The sequence below is a fragment of the Halobacillus sp. AWH4_228 genome, assembly GCF_056158365.1.
Genome location: NZ_JBSWTE010000001.1, coordinates 23,122 through 42,829, shown reverse-complemented (window position 1 = coordinate 42,829; position 19,708 = coordinate 23,122). Strand labels below are relative to the sequence as shown.

The following is a 19,708-nucleotide window of genomic DNA, read 5'->3' as shown; positions in this document are numbered from 1 at the left end:
CTGTAAAAACGGCCATTCGTGGACGAGCGCGGCAATCAAAGGATAAACCCGTACAGTGACTCAGAAATCTTGGTCTCTGTACGGGTTTTATATCGGTATAGAGCTTTTCCGCTTCGTTTTAATGAACGTTGAAGTAACGGGCTTCCGGATGGGCAAAGACCATCGCTGTTACGGAAGCTTCCGGTTCCATCATGCATTCCTCTGTCAGATCAATACCAATATCCTCTGGTTGAAGAAGTCGGAACAGCTTCTTCTGATCTTCAAGCTCTGGACACGCCGGGTAGCCGAAAGAATACCGCTGTCCCTGATATTTGGCTGAAAATCGTTCCTGCATTGTAAAGTCTGTCGCATCCGGGAATCCCCAGCGGTCACGCATTTCCTGGTGAATCTTTTCAGCCAGCGCTTCGGCTGTCTCCAGAGCCAGTGCCTGCAGCGCATGGCTCTCCAGGTACCGGCCGTTATTTTTCAGTTCCACGGACCGCTGTCTGATTCCTTTGCCTGCGGTAACTGAAAAAAAACCGACATAATCCATCTCTCCGCTTGAAACGGATCTTACATAGTCTGCCAGGCAGAGGAACGGTTCTTTCTGCTGCCTTGGAAACGTAAAGCGTTCCATGAGACGGGTTTGATCCCGGGGGTCGTAGATCAGGACATCATCGCCGTCGGACTGCGCGGGGAAAAACTGGTATAAGGCAGAAGGTTCGATCCAATTGTTTTGTTTGGCCTGCGTCAGCAGTTGATTGACGACTTCGTTTAAATGGACGGCTTTTTGATTTCCTTCTGCCAGCAGCTTCTCGAATCTACCCTTTAATCCGAGGTGGTGTCCAATCAACATCTGCTTATTGATATACGGTTCAACGTGTGCGACTGGGTGTCGGCTAATCAAATGCCGCTGAAAGTCATGTGGCTGGTAGACGGGTCCATTTGCAGCAACCGTTGAGACTGGGCGGACAGCCGTGGTTGTGCCTCCGCCTCTGTTTTTTTCCGGGGCTGGACGGTTCGATCGCTCGACTGCAGCTGCCTGTCTTTCAGCCTGTTCACTCAGAAACTGTTCCCTGGAGTCTTCACTGCTTAATTGATTGGATATAGCCAGCCCGTCCATGGCATCCTTGGCATATAAGACAGGCCCTCCATATTCCGGTGAAATTTTTGTATGGGTGAACTTCCGCGACAGGGCAGCGCCGCCGACAAGAATCGGCAGGTGGATGTTCTGCTGTTTCAAGTCCTGAGCGGTTAATACCATCTGCTGGGCAGACTTCACAAGAAGACCGGAGAGTCCGACAATGCTCGGTTTTTCTTGCTGTATCTGCTGAATCAGCTCTGCGGGTGTCACTTTGATTCCGAGGTCGACGACTTCAAAACCATTGTTGCTTAAGATGATTTCGACCAGGTTTTTGCCGATGTCATGAACATCTCCTTTGACTGTCGCAAGCAGAACCTTGCCTTTTTTATTGGAAGCATCCCCTTTTTTCATATGCGGCTCAAGGTAGGCGACGGAAGCCTTCATGACTTCGGCACTCTGCAGAACCTCAGCGACAATCAGCTGGTTATCATTGAACAAGCGGCCGACTTCAGCCATGCCGGTCATTAATGGACCGTTAATAATCGAAAGAGGTGTGTCATACTGTTGGAGGGCGAGGTTCAAATCAGGGATCAGCCCTTCCTTCGTACCTTCCACAACATAATGAGCGAGCCGCTCCTCAAGAGTCATGGTTGATGTCGGCGTTTTGGATTCCTTTTTCTTTCCGCGGTAAAAAGCTGTGAAATCTGCCAGTGTTGCGTCATTGGTATGAAACAGCAGTTCATCGGCGAGGGAGATTTCATCCCCGCCGATCGAGGCGTACCGCTCGAGCTTTTCCGTATTCACAATCGCGTAATCGAGACCCGCTTTTGTACAGTGATACAAATAGACAGCGTTCAGCACTTCCCGGCCGACTGGAGGAAGCCCGAAAGATACATTACTCACCCCGAGGACAGTCTGGCAGAGAGGAAGGTGCTGCTTCATCAACCGGATGCCTTCAATTGTCGCTTCTGCTGACCCGATATACTGCGCATCTCCGGTACCGACGGGGAAGACGAGGGGGTCAAAAATAATATCACGTGGGTTGATTTCGTATTCGTTTACGAGAATATCAAAGGAACGTTCGGCGATTTCCAGTTTCCGCTCTGCCGTAACGGCCATCCCCGTTTCATCAATCGTCCCGACAACAAGTGCCGCTCCGAACTGCTTAGCTAGGGGAAGCACCTCTTTGAAGCGCTCTACACCATCCTCCAGGTTGATGGAGTTAATGATCACTTTCCCCTGGGAAAAGGTAAGTGCTTTCCGGATGACGTGATAATCCGTGGAGTCGATTACCAGAGGCACCTTCACCTTATTGACGACCTGCTTCATGAAGGCTTCCATATCCTTGATTTCCTCCCGGTCCGGGTCGGCGAGACAGATATCGATGACCTGTGCTCCTTTTTTCACTTGGGCGCGGGCAATTTCCGACGCTTCCTCGTATTTTTCTTCTGCAATCAACCGTTTGAACTTTCTGGACCCGATTACGTTCGTCCGCTCCCCTACAAGGATCGGGCGGTCAGCGGGGTCATCATAAATCAACGGCTCGATTCCGGATAGTGCGTGGGCATGGTCTTCCGGGGCGGTTCTTGGAGTGTACTCTTTGACGGCTTCCGCTATGGCACGAATGTGATCCGGCGTCGTGCCACAGCAGCCGCCGACAATATTCAACCATCCTTTTTCAGCAAAACCTGCCACTTTAGATGCGAGAGAAGCCGGGGTTTCATGATAATGTCCTTCTTCATCGGGCAGTCCTGCATTGGGGTAGCAGCTGACGGAGGTGGCAGCAAGATCCGAAAGAGAGCGCAGGTGATCCCGCATAAACTCCGGCCCTGTGGCGCAGTTCAACCCGACGACAGCCGGATTCATATGTTCCAGCGATAAATAAAAGGCTTCTATGCTTTGTCCGGCAAGGGTCGTTCCCATCGGCTCAATCGTACCGGAAATCATAAGGGGCAGCTCGATTCCGAGTGCATGACCGGCTCGTGTAATCCCGAGATAGGCCGCTTTGACATTCAGCATATCCTGGGACGTTTCCAACAACAGAAGGTCGACGTTTCCCCTCATTAATCCGCGTGCCTGTTCCTCATAGGTGTCCGCCAGCTGCTCGAATGTCGTCCCACCGGTGACGGATAAGGTTTTCGTCGTCGGCCCCATCGCTCCTGCAACAAAGCGGGGGTGATGTTCTGTGCTCATTCGTTCTGCAGCCGTTTTAGCGATTTGTGCTGCTTTGATATTGATTTCCTCAGCCAGGTGACCGAGATTGTATTCATCGAGGACAAGGCTCGTCGCACCAAACGTGTTGGTTTCGATAATGTCCGCTCCCGCTTCCATATACCGGGTGTGGATGGTATCAATCAACTCCGGGCAGGTGAGGTTCAAATATTCATTGCATCCGTCGTAGTCCTCGCCGCCAAAATCCTCAGGGCTCAGGCCGGCTTCCTGAAGCATCGTCCCCATGGCTCCGTCCAAAATGAGAATCCTCTTTTTCAGTTGTTCGTCAAACCATGTGGATGCCATCGGACATCTTCCTTTCCTGTTCCTTTGTTTTCTGTTTAATGTACTTCGTTAGTTCCACCGTCATCTCGTAGCGGAGGAACGGGGTGATCAAGTAAATGCCGTTAAACAGGTCAACCGCTGTATCGATGAGGGACTTTGCTATGCTGATGCCCTCGGCCTGTGCTTGTTTCCGGTCCTGTCCGGCTTTTTCCATTTTTTCCAGTATGGAAGGAGACAGGGTGATGCCGGGCACTTCATTGTGAAGGAATTCAGCATTGCGTGCGCTTGTCAACGGCATGATGCCGATGTAAAGAGGGGCTTCCACTTGTTTTGTCGCTTCATAGACTTCGAGAAGCTGCTCTTCGTTAAACACAGGCTGACTGATAAAGTAATCGGCGCCGGAGGTAATTTTCTTTTTCATTCTTCCGACGGCACGGTTCAAATTTCTTACATTCGGATTAAAGGCTGCAGCGACTGAGAATGATGTTTGGTTCCCGAGAGAATTTCCGGAAAAAGAAATGCCTCTGTTCATCTGCTTAATATAGTGAATGAGATCCAAAGATGACAAATCATAGACAGACGTCGCTCCAGGAAAATCCCCGATCTTCGTGGGATCGCCGGTGACCGCCAGGACTTGGCGGATGCCTTGTGTATGAAGACCCATCAAGTGGGACTGCAGACCGAGAAGATTGCGGTCCCGGCAGGCGATATGGACGAGTGGATCGACATCATATTTTTCTTTAATGATCGAAGCCATGACAGAGTTGCTGATTCGTGGAGAGGCTAGGGAGTTATCCGCAATGGTGATCGAGTTAACACCAGCTTCCTGAAGCGCTTTGGACCCTTTAAGAAAACGATCGATGTTCAACTTTTTCGGGGGATCCAGTTCGACAATGATGGACCGGCCTTTCTTCGCCGCTTCATGGAGGTGTGGTCGTTGATCTTTAGTGGATTGGACGGCTGTTTCGGTCTTTTGTCGGACAACTACAATCTTTTCTTTGATCGGTGCTTTTCCTTTTACTTTGGATGCGATGGCTTCAATGTGCTCCGGTGTTGTGCCGCAGCACCCGCCGATGATCCGCGCCCCTTGGTCGTAAAGCGCCCGGGCGCTTTTTTGAAAGTAGGAGGGATCTGTCGCATAAACCAGTCTGCCATCCTGAAAGGCCGGCAGACTGGCATTCGGATAGACCGATAGAAAAGCTTTTTCGGGTAAGGGCACTTCTTCTAAGGACTGGATCATATGGTACGGGCCGAGACGGCAGTTGATGCCTGTCACGTCCGCTCCGATTTTTTCCAGATGAGTGAGCGCGTCAGGGAGTGGTGTACCATCCTGCAGCACCCCGGGTTCATGCATCGATACCTGGGCAATCAGAGGAAGGTCTGTTTCCTTCCGGGCGATCGACAGAATGGTGGAGAGTTCCTCTAGATCATAGAAGGTTTCAAAAAGAAGGCCGTCCACTTGTTCAAACAAAAGACAGTAGAGTTGTTCGCGGAAGCTTCGTTTTATTTCCTCAAGAGAAACAGCTTGTTTCTGAACCCCCCGGATGCCGCCGACCGTTCCGAGTACATACGCCTTGTCGCCGGCGGCATGTCTTGCGAGCTGGACAGCGGCTGTATTGATCTCCTTCACGTGATCCTCGAGGCCGTAACGGCCAAGCTTGATGTAATTGGCGCCGTACGTATTGGTTTGAATCAAATCGGCTCCTGCCTGGACGTAAGCGTCATGAACGCTTTTCACTTCTTCTGGATGCGAAAGGTTCAGTTCCTCGAAACACTGGTCGACCCCGTAGGAATAAAGAAGAGTCCCCATCGCCCCGTCTCCGACCAGTGTTTGTCTATGGAGGGCTTCACGTAATGTCATATACTCACCCTCCTGTCTTCAGTAGTCCGTTCGATTTGGTTCAAAGCCTGCGAAAAGTCTGCGATCAGGTCCTCCGGCTTTTCCAATCCGACCGATAAACGCAGCAGTCCGTCCGTGATGCCGCGTTTGGCCCGTTCCTCCTTAGGCATGGAGGCATGGGACATCCGCGCCGGGTACGATAAGATCGACTCGACAGCTCCAAGACTTACGGCATACACCGGAATTTCGACCGCTTTTGTGAATTGGCGGACCGCCTCCTCGTCACGGAGGCGGAACGATAGAACGGCTCCATACCCGTCGGATTGATACGTGTGGGTGGAATTCCCCGGATGACAGCGGAAGCCTGGGTAGTACACGTGCTCGACCAGAGGGTGACTGGATAAAGCTTCTGCGACTTTTGCCGCTGATTGAGATGATTGGGTGATTCGGCAGTGGAGTGTCTTCAGGCCGCGGAGCACGAGCCAGCAATCGTGTGCGCCCAGAATAGATCCGAAAGAATTCTGTAGAAAAGAAAGAGCCTCTGCGACATCTTCCCTGTTGGTCACAGCTAAGCCGGCAACGACATCACTGTGTCCGGCAATGAACTTCGTTGCACTATGGAGGACAAGATCGGCGCCAAGGTCGAGCGGACGCTGCAGGGCTGGTGTCATAAAGGTGTTATCGACAAAGGTGAGGCAGTTGTTCGCTTTGGCGAGTTTTGCCACTGCCCTTATATCAGTGATTTCAAGTGTTGGATTGGAAGGAGTTTCAATATATAACAGCTTCGTATTCGGCTTTATGGCTGTAGCCACTTCATGAAGATCGGTCATGTCAACAAAGGTGTGATCGATTCCAAAGCGGTGGAGAACATCGTGGATCATTCGGAAAGTCCCCCCGTATACGTCCTTGGTTATAACGATGTGATCCCCTTTGGATAAAAGCATGAACGCTGTGGAAATCGCTGCCATTCCGGAGGCGAAAGCAAAGCCTTTCGTGCCGTTTTCAAGGCCGGCGATCGTCTCTTCCAACGCTGTTCTTGTCGGGTTTCCCGACCGGCTGTAGTCGTAATCCCCCGGTGTGTCAAAATCCTGTTGGTGAAAGGTTGAGGCCTGTTGGATCGGGACACTCACCGCTCCGGTCTGCGGATCGAACTTCTGGTCGTTGTGAAGCAGGCGGGTCTGCAGGGAATGGGTATTCATTGGACGGATTCCTCCTTAGGTAATTGACTCAAAGTAGATTGAAGATCTCTCAAAAGATCATCGATGTGCTCCACGCCTACGGAAAAACGGAGCAGTTTATTGCACACGCCGTAGCGGACGCGTTCTTCTTCAGGGATATCGGCGTGGGTCTGGGTGGCGGGGTAGGTGATGAAGCTTTCCACACCTCCGAGACTTTCCGCGAAACTGATTAAATTCAATCCTCTTAGAAAAGGATCGATCCAGGCTTCTTCCTTTAGTCGGAAGGACACCATGCCGCCTTTTCCTGGGTAGAAAATATCACTCACACATGGATGATCCTCCAGGAATTGAACGACGGCTTTCGCGTTGCCTTCATGCTGCCTCATTCGTAGAGGCAGGGTTTTCATGCCGCGCATGACGAGCCAGGAGTCAAACGGCGACAGGACAGCTCCGGATGTATTTTGATGAAAAGCGAGCTTTTCGCTGATGTCTGCGCCTTTACTGACAAGCAGTCCGGCCAGAACATCGTTATGTCCGGCCAGGTATTTCGTCGCGCTGTGAATGACGACGTCTGCTCCTTCCTTCAGCGGCTGCTGGAGAACTGGTGTATAAAGGGTGTTGTCGACTATCAGCAGGAGGTCTTGTTTTTCTGCTAGTCCGGCCATCTGCCTGATGTCGGTTTGGTGCATGAGCGGATTTGTCGGAGTTTCAATGTAAACGGCTTTCGTACGTTCGGTCACATAAGAAGGCAGGTCATTCAGCTTTTCGTTTTCCAGGTAGGTAAACTGCAGACGGTAACGCTCCTTCATATGTTCAAATAAGCGGTAGGTCCCTCCATATAAATCTTCGGATACGAGAATTTCATCTCCTTCGCGGAAAAGAGAGAGGACGGTCTGGATGGCGGACATTCCGGAACTGAAGGCAAAACCTGCATCACCTTCTTCGATATCGGCGATGGAGGCTTCCAGGATTTTTCTTGTCGGGTTGCCCGTCCGCGTATAATCAAACCCTGTAGATTCCCCGAGCCCTGGGTGCCGGTAAGGGGTGGAAAAGTAAACCGGTGGGTTGATCGCTCCATACGGTTCGTTCCGCTGGTTTCCTGTCTGGACGAATTTTGTTTCCGTGTGACACATAAAAATACTCCTTTCGTTTATGAACCGATCAAGAGAGGAAGCAGTGTGAAAACAAAAAGGACGCCTTCTCTAAGAAGAAGGCGTCCTGGATATCCAAGGCTTCTTCTTATCTTTCAAGTTGATCAACAACTTGCTGGAGTTAGCACCCTTCTGGTCGATACCAGGGGTTGCTGAGGCTTCACAGGGCCAGTCCCTCTGCCTCTCTTGATAAGAATATAATTGTAAGTTCATGTAAATGTTGATGACTACTCTACACTACTCAGAAAGTTTTGACAATATGCATGCGGAAGATTTTCCAATTTTTAATCGGAACGTCCTGATTTTATCCGTATTCCTTTTGGTGGGCCCGTTTTTTCTCAAGGTATTCTTCATCTTCGCGGACTTTGATCCATTTCTCTTCGAAAATCCGGGCTGATTCTGCTTTTTCCTCATCTATATCCCGGTCATTGATATCTCCATCGTCATCGTATTTTTTTCCGCCTTTATAATTGGCGTACCGTCGCGAGCGTGTATACCCCATCTGGAGGAATTTACGGGCCATATCCATGCCGACAAAATCATCGTTTTTCTTATACTCTTCGAACATGGCGTAGATTTTTTCTGACGACTCTTTTGCGATCTCAGGTGTTTTGAAGCGCCAGTGCTGCAGAATTTCACTTTTGTAGGGCTCGACGAGAAGCACCCCCTGTTCTCCGCGCCCGACGCGGTATTTTCCGGGTTCTTCTCTGAAATCAATGGAATCAAAATCCAGATCGTAATCAAAAGGCATGGTCCTTCGTCCTTTCTGTATTTTCTATGCCGAACATATTTAATTTCAGGTCCCTGGACATTTTTTTGATCAAAGCGCCGCCGGCTGTACTGTTTCCCTTTTCATCAATGGCAGGGCCGACGACACCGATGCCCATTCTTCCAGGAACCGTACCGATGATGCTCCCGGATACTCCGCTTTTACACGGGAATCCAGCTTCGACTGCGTAGTGACCGGAGGAGTTGTACATCCCGGAGGTCATCATGATGGCTTTTACGGTTCTTAGGTGGTGGGCAGGAATCAAGCTTTCTTCCGTATCTGGATCGAGACCGCCTTTAGCAAGGAACAAGCCGACCCGGGCAAAGTCATGACAGCACATCATGACTGAATTCATACGATAGTATAAATCCAGCGCTTCTTCCACATCGGTCACAAGGGTTCCTGTGCTGTGCATAAAGTAGGCGAGGGAACGGTTGCGCGAGCCGTTCGCCTTTTCTGCTTCGTACATCTCACCGCTCATTTCTAGATGATCGTTGCTGGTGATTTTCTTTAAGAAATTCATGTAGCGGTCGAACCGGTTTTCCACGCTCTGTCCTTTAATAAGGGAAGCTGTAGCGATGGCGCCCGCGTTAATCATCGGATTGAAAGGCTTGCTTGTGTCATAGGATTCCAGCTGGCTGATGGAATTGAAGAAATCTCCCATCGGCTCCATTCCTACAGTTTGAAAAACACGGTCCTTTCCGAAGTCCTGGAGAGCAAGCATCAAGCTGATGACTTTTGAGGTACTCTGCATCGGAATGTATTTATCATGATCCCCGGCGCTGTAACTCGAGCCGTCTGTCGTGATGATGCTGACGCCGAGGTAGTCTTTATTTGCCTCCCCGTAATCAGGAAGGTTCATATTCACCTTTCCTTGAGAAGCATAGGGACGGCTGTCTTCAATGGCTTCTTCCAAATAGGAGTTCGATAGTTCTGTCATAGCGTTTCTCCTTTTTTGTAGTTCAGTACCCTTTTACAGAAAGTGGGTAAACAAAAAAGAGCAGCCATCCCCGCAGGGAAGTGGCTGCATGTGCTTACTGCTGCTTTAAGTAGCGCCGGTCTTTCAGGAACAACCTCCAGAATAAATAGAAGGCTGGAATCAAAATTCCGAACCCGACGGCGTAAACGATCAGCATCGGATAGAAGGTGGACGCGTTGGTGAACCCATCGCTGACTGTTAAATCAGGGTAAATCAAGTACGGCAGGTGGGCGGATCCGTAGGCATAAATAGCGAATCCGTACTGCAGCACGATCATGATGACGGCAGGTCGGGCCCGTCCCTTTCTTCCGTCCGGTTTTTTCAAAAACAAAAGAACATAGCCGATCAGGAAAAACAATAAGGAAAGACCGAAGATGAGCCAGTTCTGCTCAATATTATCAACGATCCAACCAGCTTCTTCAGGAAACGTTCCAATGGTCAGCATAGCGACGGCGATGCTGACAGGTCCGAGCCAAAGAGCATGTTTCCGGAAGGTATCATACGCGTCCCAATCTTCGGCTTCCTTGGCATAATCCATTAAGAAGACGGAAGAAATGAACAGTTCTGTCGAAAGGCCGAACAATACGTGCATGTACAGCGTCGGATGGGTCAGAAGATCTCCGTATTCCAACCGTGGATAATCATCTTCGAAACTGATGAACCCACCGAGGGTGATCGGGAGAATACTAACGAGCAGGGCAGGAATGATCAGCCCTGTGACCCCGGAGGTGACACGAAGGAGTCCGACAAATTTCCCAGCATAGTGCTGGAACACCATAAAGGTGGTGCGGATCGTCAGGAGCAGCAGTCCGAGCGCGACAGGAACAAGCAGGACACTGCTCAGAAGCGTCGTTGCATAAGGGAAAAACGTGACCACAGATACGACGAAGATGACGAGGAATACATTGGTGACCTCCCACGTCGGAGATAAAAAGCGGTTCGCAATTTGGGAGGCGCTTTTCTCTTCACTTTTTCCATAAATCATCCCCCAGAACCCTGCTCCAAAATCAAGAGAGCCAAGCATTGCGTAAATGAACAGCAGGCTCCACAAAATGGTGACGGCCAGTGTTGAAGCTTCCATGAAATGTTCTTCCTTTCTCTGCCTTTATTGAGAGCTCAAGTCCCGGCTGACAGGGTTTCTCTTGAAATAGAACCGGAGGACGAATCCTGTGACGAACAACAGAGTGATGTACAAACCCATGAACAAGTAAAAGAGAAAACCGACACTTTTGGATTTTGTTGCAGCTTCCCCTGTTCTCAGGACATCTGTAATCGTCCACGGCTGACGCCCGATACAGCTGAAGCACCAGCCGGCTTCAATCGCCAGCAGAGCCAGCGGGCCGCTGACGACAAGGATGGCGAGAATCCATCCGGGAAACTCTTTTTTAAGAACAAGTTTCCAGAACAAGGCGGCAAAAGCGACGGCAATCAGGACGGTACCGATGCCGACCATGACATTGAACAGAATATGGACATACAAGGGCGGCCACAGCTCCTGCGGGTATTCATTCAGACCGATCACTTCGGTATCAAACCGGTCACCAGCAAGGAAGCTCAGTCCGTATGGAATTTCAATGGCGTACTTCACCCGCTGGTCCTCGAGGGATGTGTAGCCTCCGACAGAAAGCGGGGCATAACGCTGAGTTTCGAACAGCCCTTCGGCAGCTGCCAGTTTTCTTGGGTTGTATTCATGCAGCATTTGAGCGGTTTCGTGGCCGTTGATCGCTGTTCCCAAAGACATCAACGCGCCGAAATAAAGGGCGATCATCAACGCTTTTTTATGGTAGGCCCGCTCCTGATCAGTGATTTTTGATTTCATCAAGCGGAGGGCGGCTACGGAAGCCACAAGAAAAGCCACCGTCATGTAGGCGGAAAGGGTAACGTGAATGGCGGTGACGCCGAAGCTCGGGTTGAAAAAGGCCGCCCACGTATCGATGTCTGTAATCTCCCCGTCCGGCAGCATCCGGAATCCCGCCGGGGTGTTCATCCAGGCATGCACATCCGTAATCAGTATGGCCGACGCAGTCGCTCCAAGAGCAACAGAGATGATGCTCACAAGACGGAGCGTCGGCGGCAGGCGGTCCGCCGCATATAAATAAATCGACATGAAAACCGCTTCAATCAGGAAAGCGAAAATCTCCATCTGGAACGGCAGGGCGATGACTTGGCCGACGATTTCCATGAAATCAGGAAACAGCAGGGAAATCATTACGCCGACAATTGTTCCGGATGCGATCGATACAGCAAGCAGGATGGCGAAAGCCTTCGTCCATCTTCGCGCCAGCAGGGCATAATCGCTGTCTTTTTTAATGAAATACATAACTTCCGCAATAATGATCATCACGGGAAGCCCTACACCGATAGTGGCGTAGATGATATGGAAGCCCAGGGAAGTTCCGAAAAGGGCACGGGCCATGACGACGATATCCATTTGATTTCCCACCTCACAACAAGTTTCAATATCCTTTGGTTATTCTTCCTATGAGGTGGAGGATTATTCGTTAGCAGGAACCTTTTTCTACAAGAACCATATACTCGTCGATGGAAAAGTGTTCAACACCTGAATCTGATGATGTAATCGAAAAGTAGGCTTTCGTATGGCTGTCGGCCGATAATAAATCCTGTTCTATGGCGTGCTGTTCTGTTGGAGAAGGCTGGGTGCGGGCCACCCACGACGAAAAGGGGAGGGTCTTCTGTCGTCTCAAGTGTTTCTTCACAATCAGCGATTGGTCGTTGAATAAGGCCTCCCATTCCGATACCTTCAAGGCGCGGACGTGGCTGGGGTCCCTCCTTTTTTCAAGAGCGTTGTAAAAATGATCAAGCCGATCATCTTCAGGGGCTGTGTTATCGATCATGAGGAAGCGGCCGCCAGGTTTCAGGACGCGGGAGACTTCCGATACAAAGGTATCGGGTTCAGGAAAGTGGTGGGGAGCAATCCGGCAGGTGACCGCATCGAAGTAATCGTCAAGAAAAGGAAGCTCTTCAGCATCCGCTATAATGAACGCGATATTGGCCATGCCGGAAAGATGGGCGGCTGTGTTCTGAAGCATTTCCTTTGTCAGATCCGCCGCGTAAACACGGTTCACGAACGGCTGCACGGCCTTGGCCACATGACCGCCGCCTGTAGCTGTATCCAGCACCCTCCAGTGTTTTTCCGGCTTCAGCCATTCGACCAACAGTCTCAAATCATCAGGGTTGTTATGGGTGGTGCTTTGGACATAGGCCTCTTTGTTTTTTGAGAAAGTTTCCTGTACACGCCGTTTCTGTTCGTTTTTCATCACAGACACCCTTCCTTCAATGGAGTTGTTTATAGTGTAATCCGAAGCTTTGGTTTTGGATAATACCAATCTTTGATCTGCCGTGATCACCAGAACAAATCAAAGATCCAATCGTAAAAAGTGACAGAAAATCAGTGGGGGTGTAAAGTGAAATCCACACGTATAATCCGTAGGGGAATGGGCGAAGATGGGGGTAAGAAACTTTTTGACATCCCTGACGTTCCATTGTACGATTAGAGAAGATACGTATAGTTTCATTGACGGGAAGAGTAAATCGATCACCTGACCTGTAGAGAGTCGCTGGCTGGTGGAAAGCGACGGCGGAATCGGTTGAAGATCATCCCTGAGAAGTTCTGCTGAAATGATTGAGAGTAGGTGGAACCGGCTGACGTCCGTTATCCGTTTTTTACCGAGCGCCGTGCGGCTGAACCTGCACGGAATATGGGTGGTACCGCGGAATGAACATCCGTCCCTGTTTTCATACAGGGGCGGATTTTTTGTTTTTTTCAGGGAAACTGTATCCAGTTGTGTCCCATGTGATTATCTATACAAAATAAAAGGGTAAGAGGTGGAAGAAATGCGCAGTGTCAATACGAAGGAAGTGGCTTTAGACCGCGAGAATCGTGTCAAAGATTACTGGAAACAAGAAGATGTCTTCCGACGCTCCATGAATGAGCGCGAAGGCGCAGAAACTTTCGTTTTTTATGAAGGACCTCCGACAGCGAACGGACTTCCGCACGCGGGTCACGTCCTCGGCCGGGTCATCAAGGACTTTGTGGGCCGTTACAAAACGATGCAGGGCTATCAGGTGCTGCGTAAGGGCGGCTGGGATACTCATGGTCTTCCGGTTGAACTGGAAGTTGAAAAGCAGCTCGGCATTTCCGGAAAGCAGCAGATCGAGGAATATGGTGTAGAGAAGTTCATCGAGAAGTGTAAGGAAAGTGTCTTCAACTATGAAAAAGAGTGGCGTGAATTCACGGAATCCATCGGGTACTGGCTCGATATGGATGATCCGTATGTAACGCTTCAGGACCGTTATATTGAAAGCGTCTGGTACATCCTGAGTGACCTTCATAAGCGCAACCTGCTATCCAAGGGTCACCGGGTTACTCCGTACTGCCCGAGCTGTCAGACAACCTTGAGCTCCCACGAAGTGGCTCAAGGCTATGAAGATGTGAAAGACTTGTCCGCGACAGCGAAGTTCAAGGTCAAAGGGACAGAGAATGAATTCTTCCTTGGCTGGACGACGACGCCTTGGACACTTCCGGCCAACGTTACCCTGGCTGTCCATGCAGATCTCGATTACATCAAAGCAGAAAAAGACGGCGAAGTTTACATCGTTGCTGAAGCTCTTGCTGAGAAAAATCTTGGCGAAGATTATACGGTCGTATCCAAGCATAAAGGAAGCGAGTTCAGCGGTGTATCCTATGAAGCACCATTCCCGTTTGTAAAGCCTGAGCGTGGTCATTTCGTTGTCGAAGCAGATTTCGTCAACGCCGAAAGCGGTACGGGTGTTGTTCACATCGCACCTGCCTACGGGGAAGATGACTACAACCTCGTCAAAGAACACAATCTTTCCTTCTTTAACGTTGTAGACGGACAGGGACGCTACACAGCAGATATCCCTCCATTCGAAGGACGCTTCGTGAAAGACTGTGATGTAGATATCGTGAAGTACCTGGCTAATGAAGGTCTTCTTTTCCATAAAGAAAAATATGAGCACAGCTATCCACACTGCTGGCGCTGTGATTCACCACTGCTTTATTACGCAATCGAAAGCTGGTTCATCAAAACGACAGAGCTTAAGGATCAATTCCTTGCCAACAACCAGCAGGTCGACTGGCATCCGGATCACATCAAAGACGGACGCTTCGGAAACTTCCTCGAGAATATGGTCGACTGGAACATCGGTCGGAACCGTTTCTGGGGAACACCGCTGCCGATCTGGATGTGTAATTCCTGTGACCACCAATACGCTCCGCACAGTAAAGCGGACCTTCAGGAAAAAGCGATCGGAGATATCGGAGACGTTGAGCTGCACAAGCCTTACGTCGACCGTGTTCAGGTTTCCTGTGAAAAATGTGGCGGCACGATGGACCGTGTGCCGGAAGTCATTGACGTCTGGTTCGATTCCGGTTCCATGCCGTTTGCCCAGCAGCATTACCCGTTCGAAAACCAGGAGCAGTTTGAAAAGCAGTTCCCGGCTGATGTGATCTGTGAAGGAATTGACCAGACACGTGGCTGGTTCTACAGCCTGCTTGCGGTTTCTACGCTGTTCACAGGCAAAGCACCGTATAAGCGCGTCCTTTCCACCGGCCACATTCTTGATGAAGAAGGCCGTAAAATGTCGAAGAGTAAGGGAAATGCCCTTAATCCGACAGACATCGTCAATAAGTTCGGTGCCGATCCGTTCCGCTGGGCGCTTCTTGCGGACAGTGCCCCTTGGAACAACAAACGTTTCTCTGAGCGTGTCGTGATTGAAGCCAAGTCCAAAGTCATTGATACCCTTGTGAACACGCACGGTTTCTATACGCTGTACGCGAATATCGACGGCTACACGTTCAATAAGGATGAAACCGGGGAGAAGACGCTGCTTGACCGCTGGGTCCTTTCCCGTTTGAACAGTGTGACAGCTGTCGTGGAAGAAGCCCTTGAGGATTACGACTTCACCAAAGGAGCGAAGGCTCTTGAGAAATATATCGATGAAGTGAGTAACTGGTACATCCGCCGCTCCCGTGACCGTTTCTGGGAAGAAGGCATGACCGAGTCCAAAAAAGCGGCCTACCATACGCTTCATGAAGTGCTGACGCAGCTGAGCCAGTTGATGGCTCCGTTCACACCGTTCTTGGCTGAGGATATCTACCAGAACTTGACGGGTGAAAGTGTGCACCTGGCCCACTTCCCGAAAGTGGACGATGCTGTCGTCAATAAACAGCTGGAAAAAGATATGGACGCTGTCCTGCAGGTGGTCGAGCTTGCCCGTGGTGTGCGTAATACAGAAGCGATCAAGACGAAACAGCCGCTCTCTGAGCTTGTCGTCATTCCGGTCAACCCGGATCTGGGCAAGGCGCTGGAGGAATACAGCAGCATCATCCGTGATGAGATCAACGTCAAAGAAGTTGTTGTTAAGCAGTCTTCCGAGGATCTTGTCCGTTATGAAGTGAAGCTGAACTTCCGCGCAGCCGGCCCGGTACTTGGTAAGAATGTCGGTCTCGTCAAAGGCTATCTGGAAAAGCTGTCGGAAGAAGAAGCCGCAGCCGTTGTCCAAAATGAAAAAGCAGTCGTGCCAACAGCCGATGGTGAGGTTGAAGTACCGATGGATCTGTTGAACGTGGAACGTGTGGCCGACGCCGGCCTGTCCATGGGGTCCAACCAGGACTTCCACGTCGTTCTTGATACATCCATCACAGAAGAGCTCCGCCTTGAGGGCCTTGCCCGTGAAGTGATTCGTGTGATTCAGGATGAGCGGAAGCAGCAGGACCTGCCGATCGATCTTCGTGTCGACATCGCTCTTGCCGGTGATGAAGAAGTACAGGAAGCCATTAAGCAGAACGAACAGCTGATTCGTGAGAATGTCCTCGTTAAGGAGCTCACGGTCGGCGAAAAAGAGGAAATGAAAGAGTATACCGTTGGTGATCATACACTGAAACTGGCTCTTACACAGTAAGGATGGAAAGTCCCGGCTCCGGCCGGGGCTTTTTTGCCGTTCCGGTGTTTTGACTTTTTTTGCAGGATGTCCCAAAATAAGAAGCAGATGAAGAGGTGAAATCATGGCAGAAAAGGTATCAAGCACACGATGGTTTGGGATGGCTGTTCAGGCCCTTGTCGTCCTTGCTGAAAATGAAGGACTCTGCCCGAGTGGAAAGCTTGCCGAAAAGCTGGAATCCAAATCTGTGTTCTTAAGAAAGATCCTCCGTCACTTAGTGAAGGCGGGATTGATTCACGCCAAAGAAGGTAGAGAAGGGGGCTATTCCTTAGTGAAAGACCCCGAAGATATAAAGCTGTCAGAAGTCTATGAAGCAATGAGAGCGGAAACTTTTCCGAAGGGTTTCTTTAATGTCGGAGGCAAAGAATGCTTTGCGCCTTCTACAAGGGAATCCTTGATTGAACTCCGTAATGATATGGAAAGCTGGGTTGTAGCCGGGCTTGAAGAGAAAACCATTGCCGACCTGATTCAAAAGGAATCGTAATGTTGTTTTAGACGGACTGTCGAGAGAATTCTCGGCAGTCCTTTTTTTCTGTAAAATCCGAGATGTTTTTTGTATGGAAAATGGACGACCTTTTATTCAACAAAGGGCACCCTCAAATTCAGCTCATGATTAGTAAGGTCACGTTCCGCTTATCGGTGGATCTTTTTCCCACAGGCGTCACTACGGAAAGCTGGAGTTGATCTCGCCATTCCATTCGTAAAAAGGGTCTTATGAACAGAAACGGATGGAAGCGAAACGTTATGTCGGGCTTTTCTTGGGTTATCATAAACTGTAGTTGACAAAGGAACAGTTAAATCATATACTGTTCTTGTGATAAATACAGTTTAAAGGAGCATCATCATGTCTCAAAATACAATGAGTAAAGAAGAATACCTAAATAAAGTAAAAGAAATCGATACAACGAAAGAAGCACCGAAGCAGCTGGAGGATACGGATTTTCTAACCGTAGCCAAAGAACGCCGCTCTGTCCGCCAGTATGATCCTGAATTCAAAATGGAAGAAAGTGAAATCCGTGAGATTCTGGAAACAGCGGTTCTGGCTCCATCTTCCAGTAACCTTCAATCGTGGAGATTCCTTGTCATCGAAGATCAGGCGGAAAAAGAAAAGCTTCTACCTATCGCCAGCAATCAGCAGCAGATCGTCGATGCATCCGTCGTTGTGGCTGTTCTTGGTGACCGTGAGGCCTATAAAAACGCAGACCAGATTTACAGCCAGATTGCTGAAAAAGGCAACATGCCTGAAGATGTGAAAAACATGTACGTCAACAGCATTTTTGATAACTACGGAAACTTCCCGACAGAGCGTCTTGCGAAAATCGCTCACATTGATGGCGGAATCGTGGCCAACCAGCTGATGCTTGCAGCAAAAGCGAAAGGCTATGACACCGTACCGATGGGCGGTTATGATGAAGCGCAGTTCCTGGAAACTTTCAATGTTCCTGAAAACTATGAAGCTGTTATGCTGATTTCCCTTGGAAAAGGTACAAAAGCTGGTTTTCAAAAGACCCGTCTTCCATTGGACGAAGTGGTGCAGTGGAACCGTTACGAATAAATAAAGCATGCCGTTCCGATATGGGGACGGCTTTTCTTTTCGGGAATTTTCTATCCACGGAAGGGAATGGACGTTGTCTGTCGAATGATGTAGAAGAAGAATTTAAAGGAGGTTTTCCTATGTTTAAAAAGCTGGCCAGTGATGCCCTCGGGTTGAGTGATATCGGGAGAATTATTTCTAAAGAAGATTTTGATAAGACCCAGTCGGATGATTTTGTCCTGACGGAAGATGGAGAAAAGATCCACTTTCTGATCAAATCAAAAAGTGATGAGTACTGCTTTACCAACCGGGCCCTCATTCACCTGGACGGGGAGAAAGCCTCCAGCAGCAAACGGAATATTCTGCGCTACGACTATTACAAAAATCCGATTCGAAACGTAACCATAGAAACCGCAGGAACCATCGACCTTGATCTGGAAATCAAATTTGCCATCGGCAGTCAGTCCATGAGTATTGATATTGCTAAAGATGAAGGCGAGGCCATTGCCGATCTTTATAAATCCCTTACAGCGATTTCTCAGATTCAGGAAGACCATCAGCTCCATGCGGAATATGCGAGAGAAAGTCTGGAGGCTGCCCGTGATCTTCTGCGCGAAAACAGGTTCCATGACAATCAAGTCTCCTCTGAGTTTAAGGAATCCGTAACGTTCACCTATGATTGGCTCGCTCAAAAGCACACCGAGCATACACGCAAGGATTTCAGGGAGATCTTCGAAAAGTACATCCAGAATTAAGTTCTCTGCGCAGTATAATAAGAGGGCCGTCCTCTGATGATCCTGGTTATAAAAAAGCCTGTAAAGACATCGTGTCTTTACAGGCTTTTTGTATATTTAGTTATTCATCCCGTTCACTGATCCAGTTCTTTGAGTTCGTACAACGGAACTTTCTGAACGATATTCGGCTGATCCGTCGGGTGAATCCTCGCCATTTCACTGCGTTCTATCACTTCTTCAATATAAATTTCCCGGTCCTTATGATGGACCTGGATCCTATCAGGGGAATGAAAGATTTCTTTGGCGCGTTCTTTGTTCATCATGGAGACCTCCTGTCGTTTACGTTTACTGTCTGCCTCCACGACGGTTTATATGCATCACCGCCCGATAATGAAATCGAGCTTTCTTTTGATTCCGTTCAAAAACATCTCCAGGGAAACTTCCTCTTCATACACGTACAATAGAAACTCGAAAGCCAGGGAACTGTATATGATTTCGGCAGCCTGATTGGCGTTAAAATCCGCGGGCAGGAGCTCTTTTTCCTTCATCTCATTCAAAAGAACGATCATTTCGTCCACCAGCATGAAGTCGATACCGATCATTTTTCTGCGATTTTCGGCGTCGCCTTCCATCACGGGGAAGAGGCTGTTCATCATTTCTTTGAACACGGATTTATCCATCGACGTGAACTCCTTCATCCGGTTCCATAAGTACATATAAATCATTTCCGCCGGCTCTTGATTCGTCGATGGATGGACCTCTACAGAGGTGGTCTCCAGCTGCTGAATAAAGCTTTCAGAAAAGGAATCAATAAACAAATCCATCAGGGATGGGTAGGTACGGGCAGCTGACACTTCAGAAACTTCCGCTTGTCCGGCGATTTCCTTTACGCTCGTTCCACTGAATCCTTTGGTGGAAAAGAGGCTGTAGGCCGCCTTCAGCATCCGCTGCTGTTCTTCTTCGTTCATGTGCATAGGGAT

Annotated in this window: 15 protein-coding genes, 1 riboswitch and 1 other annotated feature; of the genes, 4 read left to right on the top strand and 11 right to left on the bottom strand. The window is 49.5% G+C overall.

The features are described from left to right. Window positions 1–118: 118 nt before the first annotated feature. From metH to ACXADP_RS00150, 9 genes are all read right to left on the bottom strand, one after another. Entirely contained in the window at window positions 119–3,580 is a 3,462-nt protein-coding gene (gene metH, locus ACXADP_RS00190; RefSeq protein WP_474970588.1) for a methionine synthase, read from the bottom strand. After that, the gene (locus tag ACXADP_RS00185) at window positions 3,561–5,420 is read right to left on the bottom strand and encodes a bifunctional homocysteine S-methyltransferase/methylenetetrahydrofolate reductase (protein WP_474970587.1); all 1,860 of its coding nucleotides are present in this window, start codon (window positions 5,418–5,420) and stop codon (window positions 3,561–3,563) included. Before ACXADP_RS00185 ends, metH begins: the two co-directional genes overlap by 20 nt. Continuing rightward, window positions 5,417–6,598 carry a cystathionine beta-lyase gene (gene metC, locus ACXADP_RS00180; RefSeq protein WP_474970301.1) on the bottom strand — a complete coding sequence of 394 codons (1,182 nt, stop codon included), beginning with the start codon at window positions 6,596–6,598 and terminating at the stop codon, window positions 5,417–5,419. Before metC ends, ACXADP_RS00185 begins: the two co-directional genes overlap by 4 nt. Then, on the bottom strand, window positions 6,595–7,710 hold the full coding sequence (locus ACXADP_RS00175; protein ID WP_474970302.1) for a methionine biosynthesis PLP-dependent protein: 1,116 nt from the start codon (window positions 7,708–7,710) through the stop codon (window positions 6,595–6,597). The genes metC and ACXADP_RS00175 overlap by 4 nt, the downstream gene beginning before the upstream one ends. Window positions 7,711–7,813: 103 nt before the next feature. Then, window positions 7,814–7,924, bottom strand: a riboswitch (SAM riboswitch). Window positions 7,925–8,032: 108 nt separating this feature from the next. Then, the gene (locus ACXADP_RS00170; RefSeq protein ID WP_474970303.1) at window positions 8,033–8,479 is read right to left on the bottom strand and encodes a DUF4385 domain-containing protein; all 447 of its coding nucleotides are present in this window, start codon (window positions 8,477–8,479) and stop codon (window positions 8,033–8,035) included. Beyond that, entirely contained in the window at window positions 8,469–9,437 is a 969-nt protein-coding gene (glsA, locus tag ACXADP_RS00165) for a glutaminase A (RefSeq protein WP_474970304.1), read from the bottom strand. The genes ACXADP_RS00170 and glsA overlap by 11 nt, the downstream gene beginning before the upstream one ends. A gap of 94 nt (window positions 9,438–9,531) precedes the next feature. After that, complete coding sequence (locus ACXADP_RS00160) at window positions 9,532–10,557, bottom strand: cytochrome d ubiquinol oxidase subunit II (protein WP_474970305.1); 1,026 nt, start codon at window positions 10,555–10,557, stop codon at window positions 9,532–9,534. A gap of 24 nt (window positions 10,558–10,581) precedes the next feature. Beyond that, window positions 10,582–11,907: a cytochrome ubiquinol oxidase subunit I gene (locus ACXADP_RS00155; protein WP_474970306.1), complete on the bottom strand. Its 1,326-nt coding sequence runs from the start codon at window positions 11,905–11,907 to the stop codon at window positions 10,582–10,584. A 70-nt stretch (window positions 11,908–11,977) separates the two neighbouring features. After that, a complete protein-coding gene (locus ACXADP_RS00150; RefSeq protein ID WP_474970472.1) occupies window positions 11,978–12,754 on the bottom strand; it encodes a class I SAM-dependent methyltransferase in 777 nt (258 codons plus the stop codon). A 248-nt stretch (window positions 12,755–13,002) separates the two neighbouring features. Further along, window positions 13,003–13,231: a binding site (T-box leader), on the top strand. Between the two features lie 100 nt (window positions 13,232–13,331). On the opposite strand from ACXADP_RS00150, the gene ileS reads away from it, so the two are divergent. The 4 genes from ileS to ACXADP_RS00130 all read left to right on the top strand — a co-directional run bounded on the left by ileS (window position 13,332) and on the right by ACXADP_RS00130 (window position 18,749). Next, window positions 13,332–16,421, top strand: a complete 3,090-nt coding sequence (gene ileS, locus ACXADP_RS00145) for an isoleucine--tRNA ligase (RefSeq protein ID WP_474970307.1) — start codon at window positions 13,332–13,334, stop codon at window positions 16,419–16,421. 103 nt (window positions 16,422–16,524) lie between these two features. Next, window positions 16,525–16,944 carry an RrF2 family transcriptional regulator gene (locus tag ACXADP_RS00140; protein WP_474970308.1) on the top strand — a complete coding sequence of 140 codons (420 nt, stop codon included), beginning with the start codon at window positions 16,525–16,527 and terminating at the stop codon, window positions 16,942–16,944. Between the two features lie 360 nt (window positions 16,945–17,304). Further along, window positions 17,305–18,015: a nitroreductase family protein gene (locus ACXADP_RS00135; protein WP_474970309.1), complete on the top strand. Its 711-nt coding sequence runs from the start codon at window positions 17,305–17,307 to the stop codon at window positions 18,013–18,015. A 119-nt stretch (window positions 18,016–18,134) separates the two neighbouring features. Next, window positions 18,135–18,749: a PH domain-containing protein gene (locus tag ACXADP_RS00130; protein ID WP_474970310.1), complete on the top strand. Its 615-nt coding sequence runs from the start codon at window positions 18,135–18,137 to the stop codon at window positions 18,747–18,749. A 113-nt stretch (window positions 18,750–18,862) separates the two neighbouring features. On the opposite strand, the gene ACXADP_RS00125 is transcribed toward ACXADP_RS00130, so the two are convergent. Further along, window positions 18,863–19,048, bottom strand: a complete 186-nt coding sequence (locus ACXADP_RS00125; RefSeq protein ID WP_474970311.1) for an H-type small acid-soluble spore protein — start codon at window positions 19,046–19,048, stop codon at window positions 18,863–18,865. A gap of 57 nt (window positions 19,049–19,105) precedes the next feature. Continuing rightward, window positions 19,106–19,702 (bottom strand): TetR/AcrR family transcriptional regulator, encoded by a 597-nt coding sequence (locus tag ACXADP_RS00120; protein WP_474970312.1) that lies wholly within the window; start codon window positions 19,700–19,702, stop codon window positions 19,106–19,108. Between the last annotated feature and the right edge of the window lie 6 nt (window positions 19,703–19,708).

What these genes read in the sequence shown, in the direction of transcription:
- metH (WP_474970588.1), bottom strand. Translation starts at nt 3,580, where the DNA reads ATGGCATCCACATGGTTTGACGAACAACTGAAAAAGAGGATTCTCATT.
- ACXADP_RS00185 (WP_474970587.1), bottom strand. Translation starts at nt 5,420, where the DNA reads ATGACATTACGTGAAGCCCTCCATAGACAAACACTGGTCGGAGACGGG.
- metC (WP_474970301.1), bottom strand. Translation starts at nt 6,598, where the DNA reads ATGAATACCCATTCCCTGCAGACCCGCCTGCTTCACAACGACCAGAAG.
- ACXADP_RS00175 (WP_474970302.1), bottom strand. Translation starts at nt 7,710, where the DNA reads ATGTGTCACACGGAAACAAAATTCGTCCAGACAGGAAACCAGCGGAAC.
- ACXADP_RS00170 (WP_474970303.1), bottom strand. Translation starts at nt 8,479, where the DNA reads ATGCCTTTTGATTACGATCTGGATTTTGATTCCATTGATTTCAGAGAA.
- glsA (WP_474970304.1), bottom strand. Translation starts at nt 9,437, where the DNA reads ATGACAGAACTATCGAACTCCTATTTGGAAGAAGCCATTGAAGACAGC.
- ACXADP_RS00160 (WP_474970305.1), bottom strand. Translation starts at nt 10,557, where the DNA reads ATGGAAGCTTCAACACTGGCCGTCACCATTTTGTGGAGCCTGCTGTTC.
- ACXADP_RS00155 (WP_474970306.1), bottom strand. Translation starts at nt 11,907, where the DNA reads ATGGATATCGTCGTCATGGCCCGTGCCCTTTTCGGAACTTCCCTGGGC.
- ACXADP_RS00150 (WP_474970472.1), bottom strand. Translation starts at nt 12,754, where the DNA reads ATGAAAAACGAACAGAAACGGCGTGTACAGGAAACTTTCTCAAAAAAC.
- ileS (WP_474970307.1), top strand. Translation starts at nt 13,332, where the DNA reads ATGCGCAGTGTCAATACGAAGGAAGTGGCTTTAGACCGCGAGAATCGT.
- ACXADP_RS00140 (WP_474970308.1), top strand. Translation starts at nt 16,525, where the DNA reads ATGGCAGAAAAGGTATCAAGCACACGATGGTTTGGGATGGCTGTTCAG.
- ACXADP_RS00135 (WP_474970309.1), top strand. Translation starts at nt 17,305, where the DNA reads ATGTCTCAAAATACAATGAGTAAAGAAGAATACCTAAATAAAGTAAAA.
- ACXADP_RS00130 (WP_474970310.1), top strand. Translation starts at nt 18,135, where the DNA reads ATGTTTAAAAAGCTGGCCAGTGATGCCCTCGGGTTGAGTGATATCGGG.
- ACXADP_RS00125 (WP_474970311.1), bottom strand. Translation starts at nt 19,048, where the DNA reads ATGAACAAAGAACGCGCCAAAGAAATCTTTCATTCCCCTGATAGGATC.
- ACXADP_RS00120 (WP_474970312.1), bottom strand. Translation starts at nt 19,702, where the DNA reads ATGCACATGAACGAAGAAGAACAGCAGCGGATGCTGAAGGCGGCCTAC.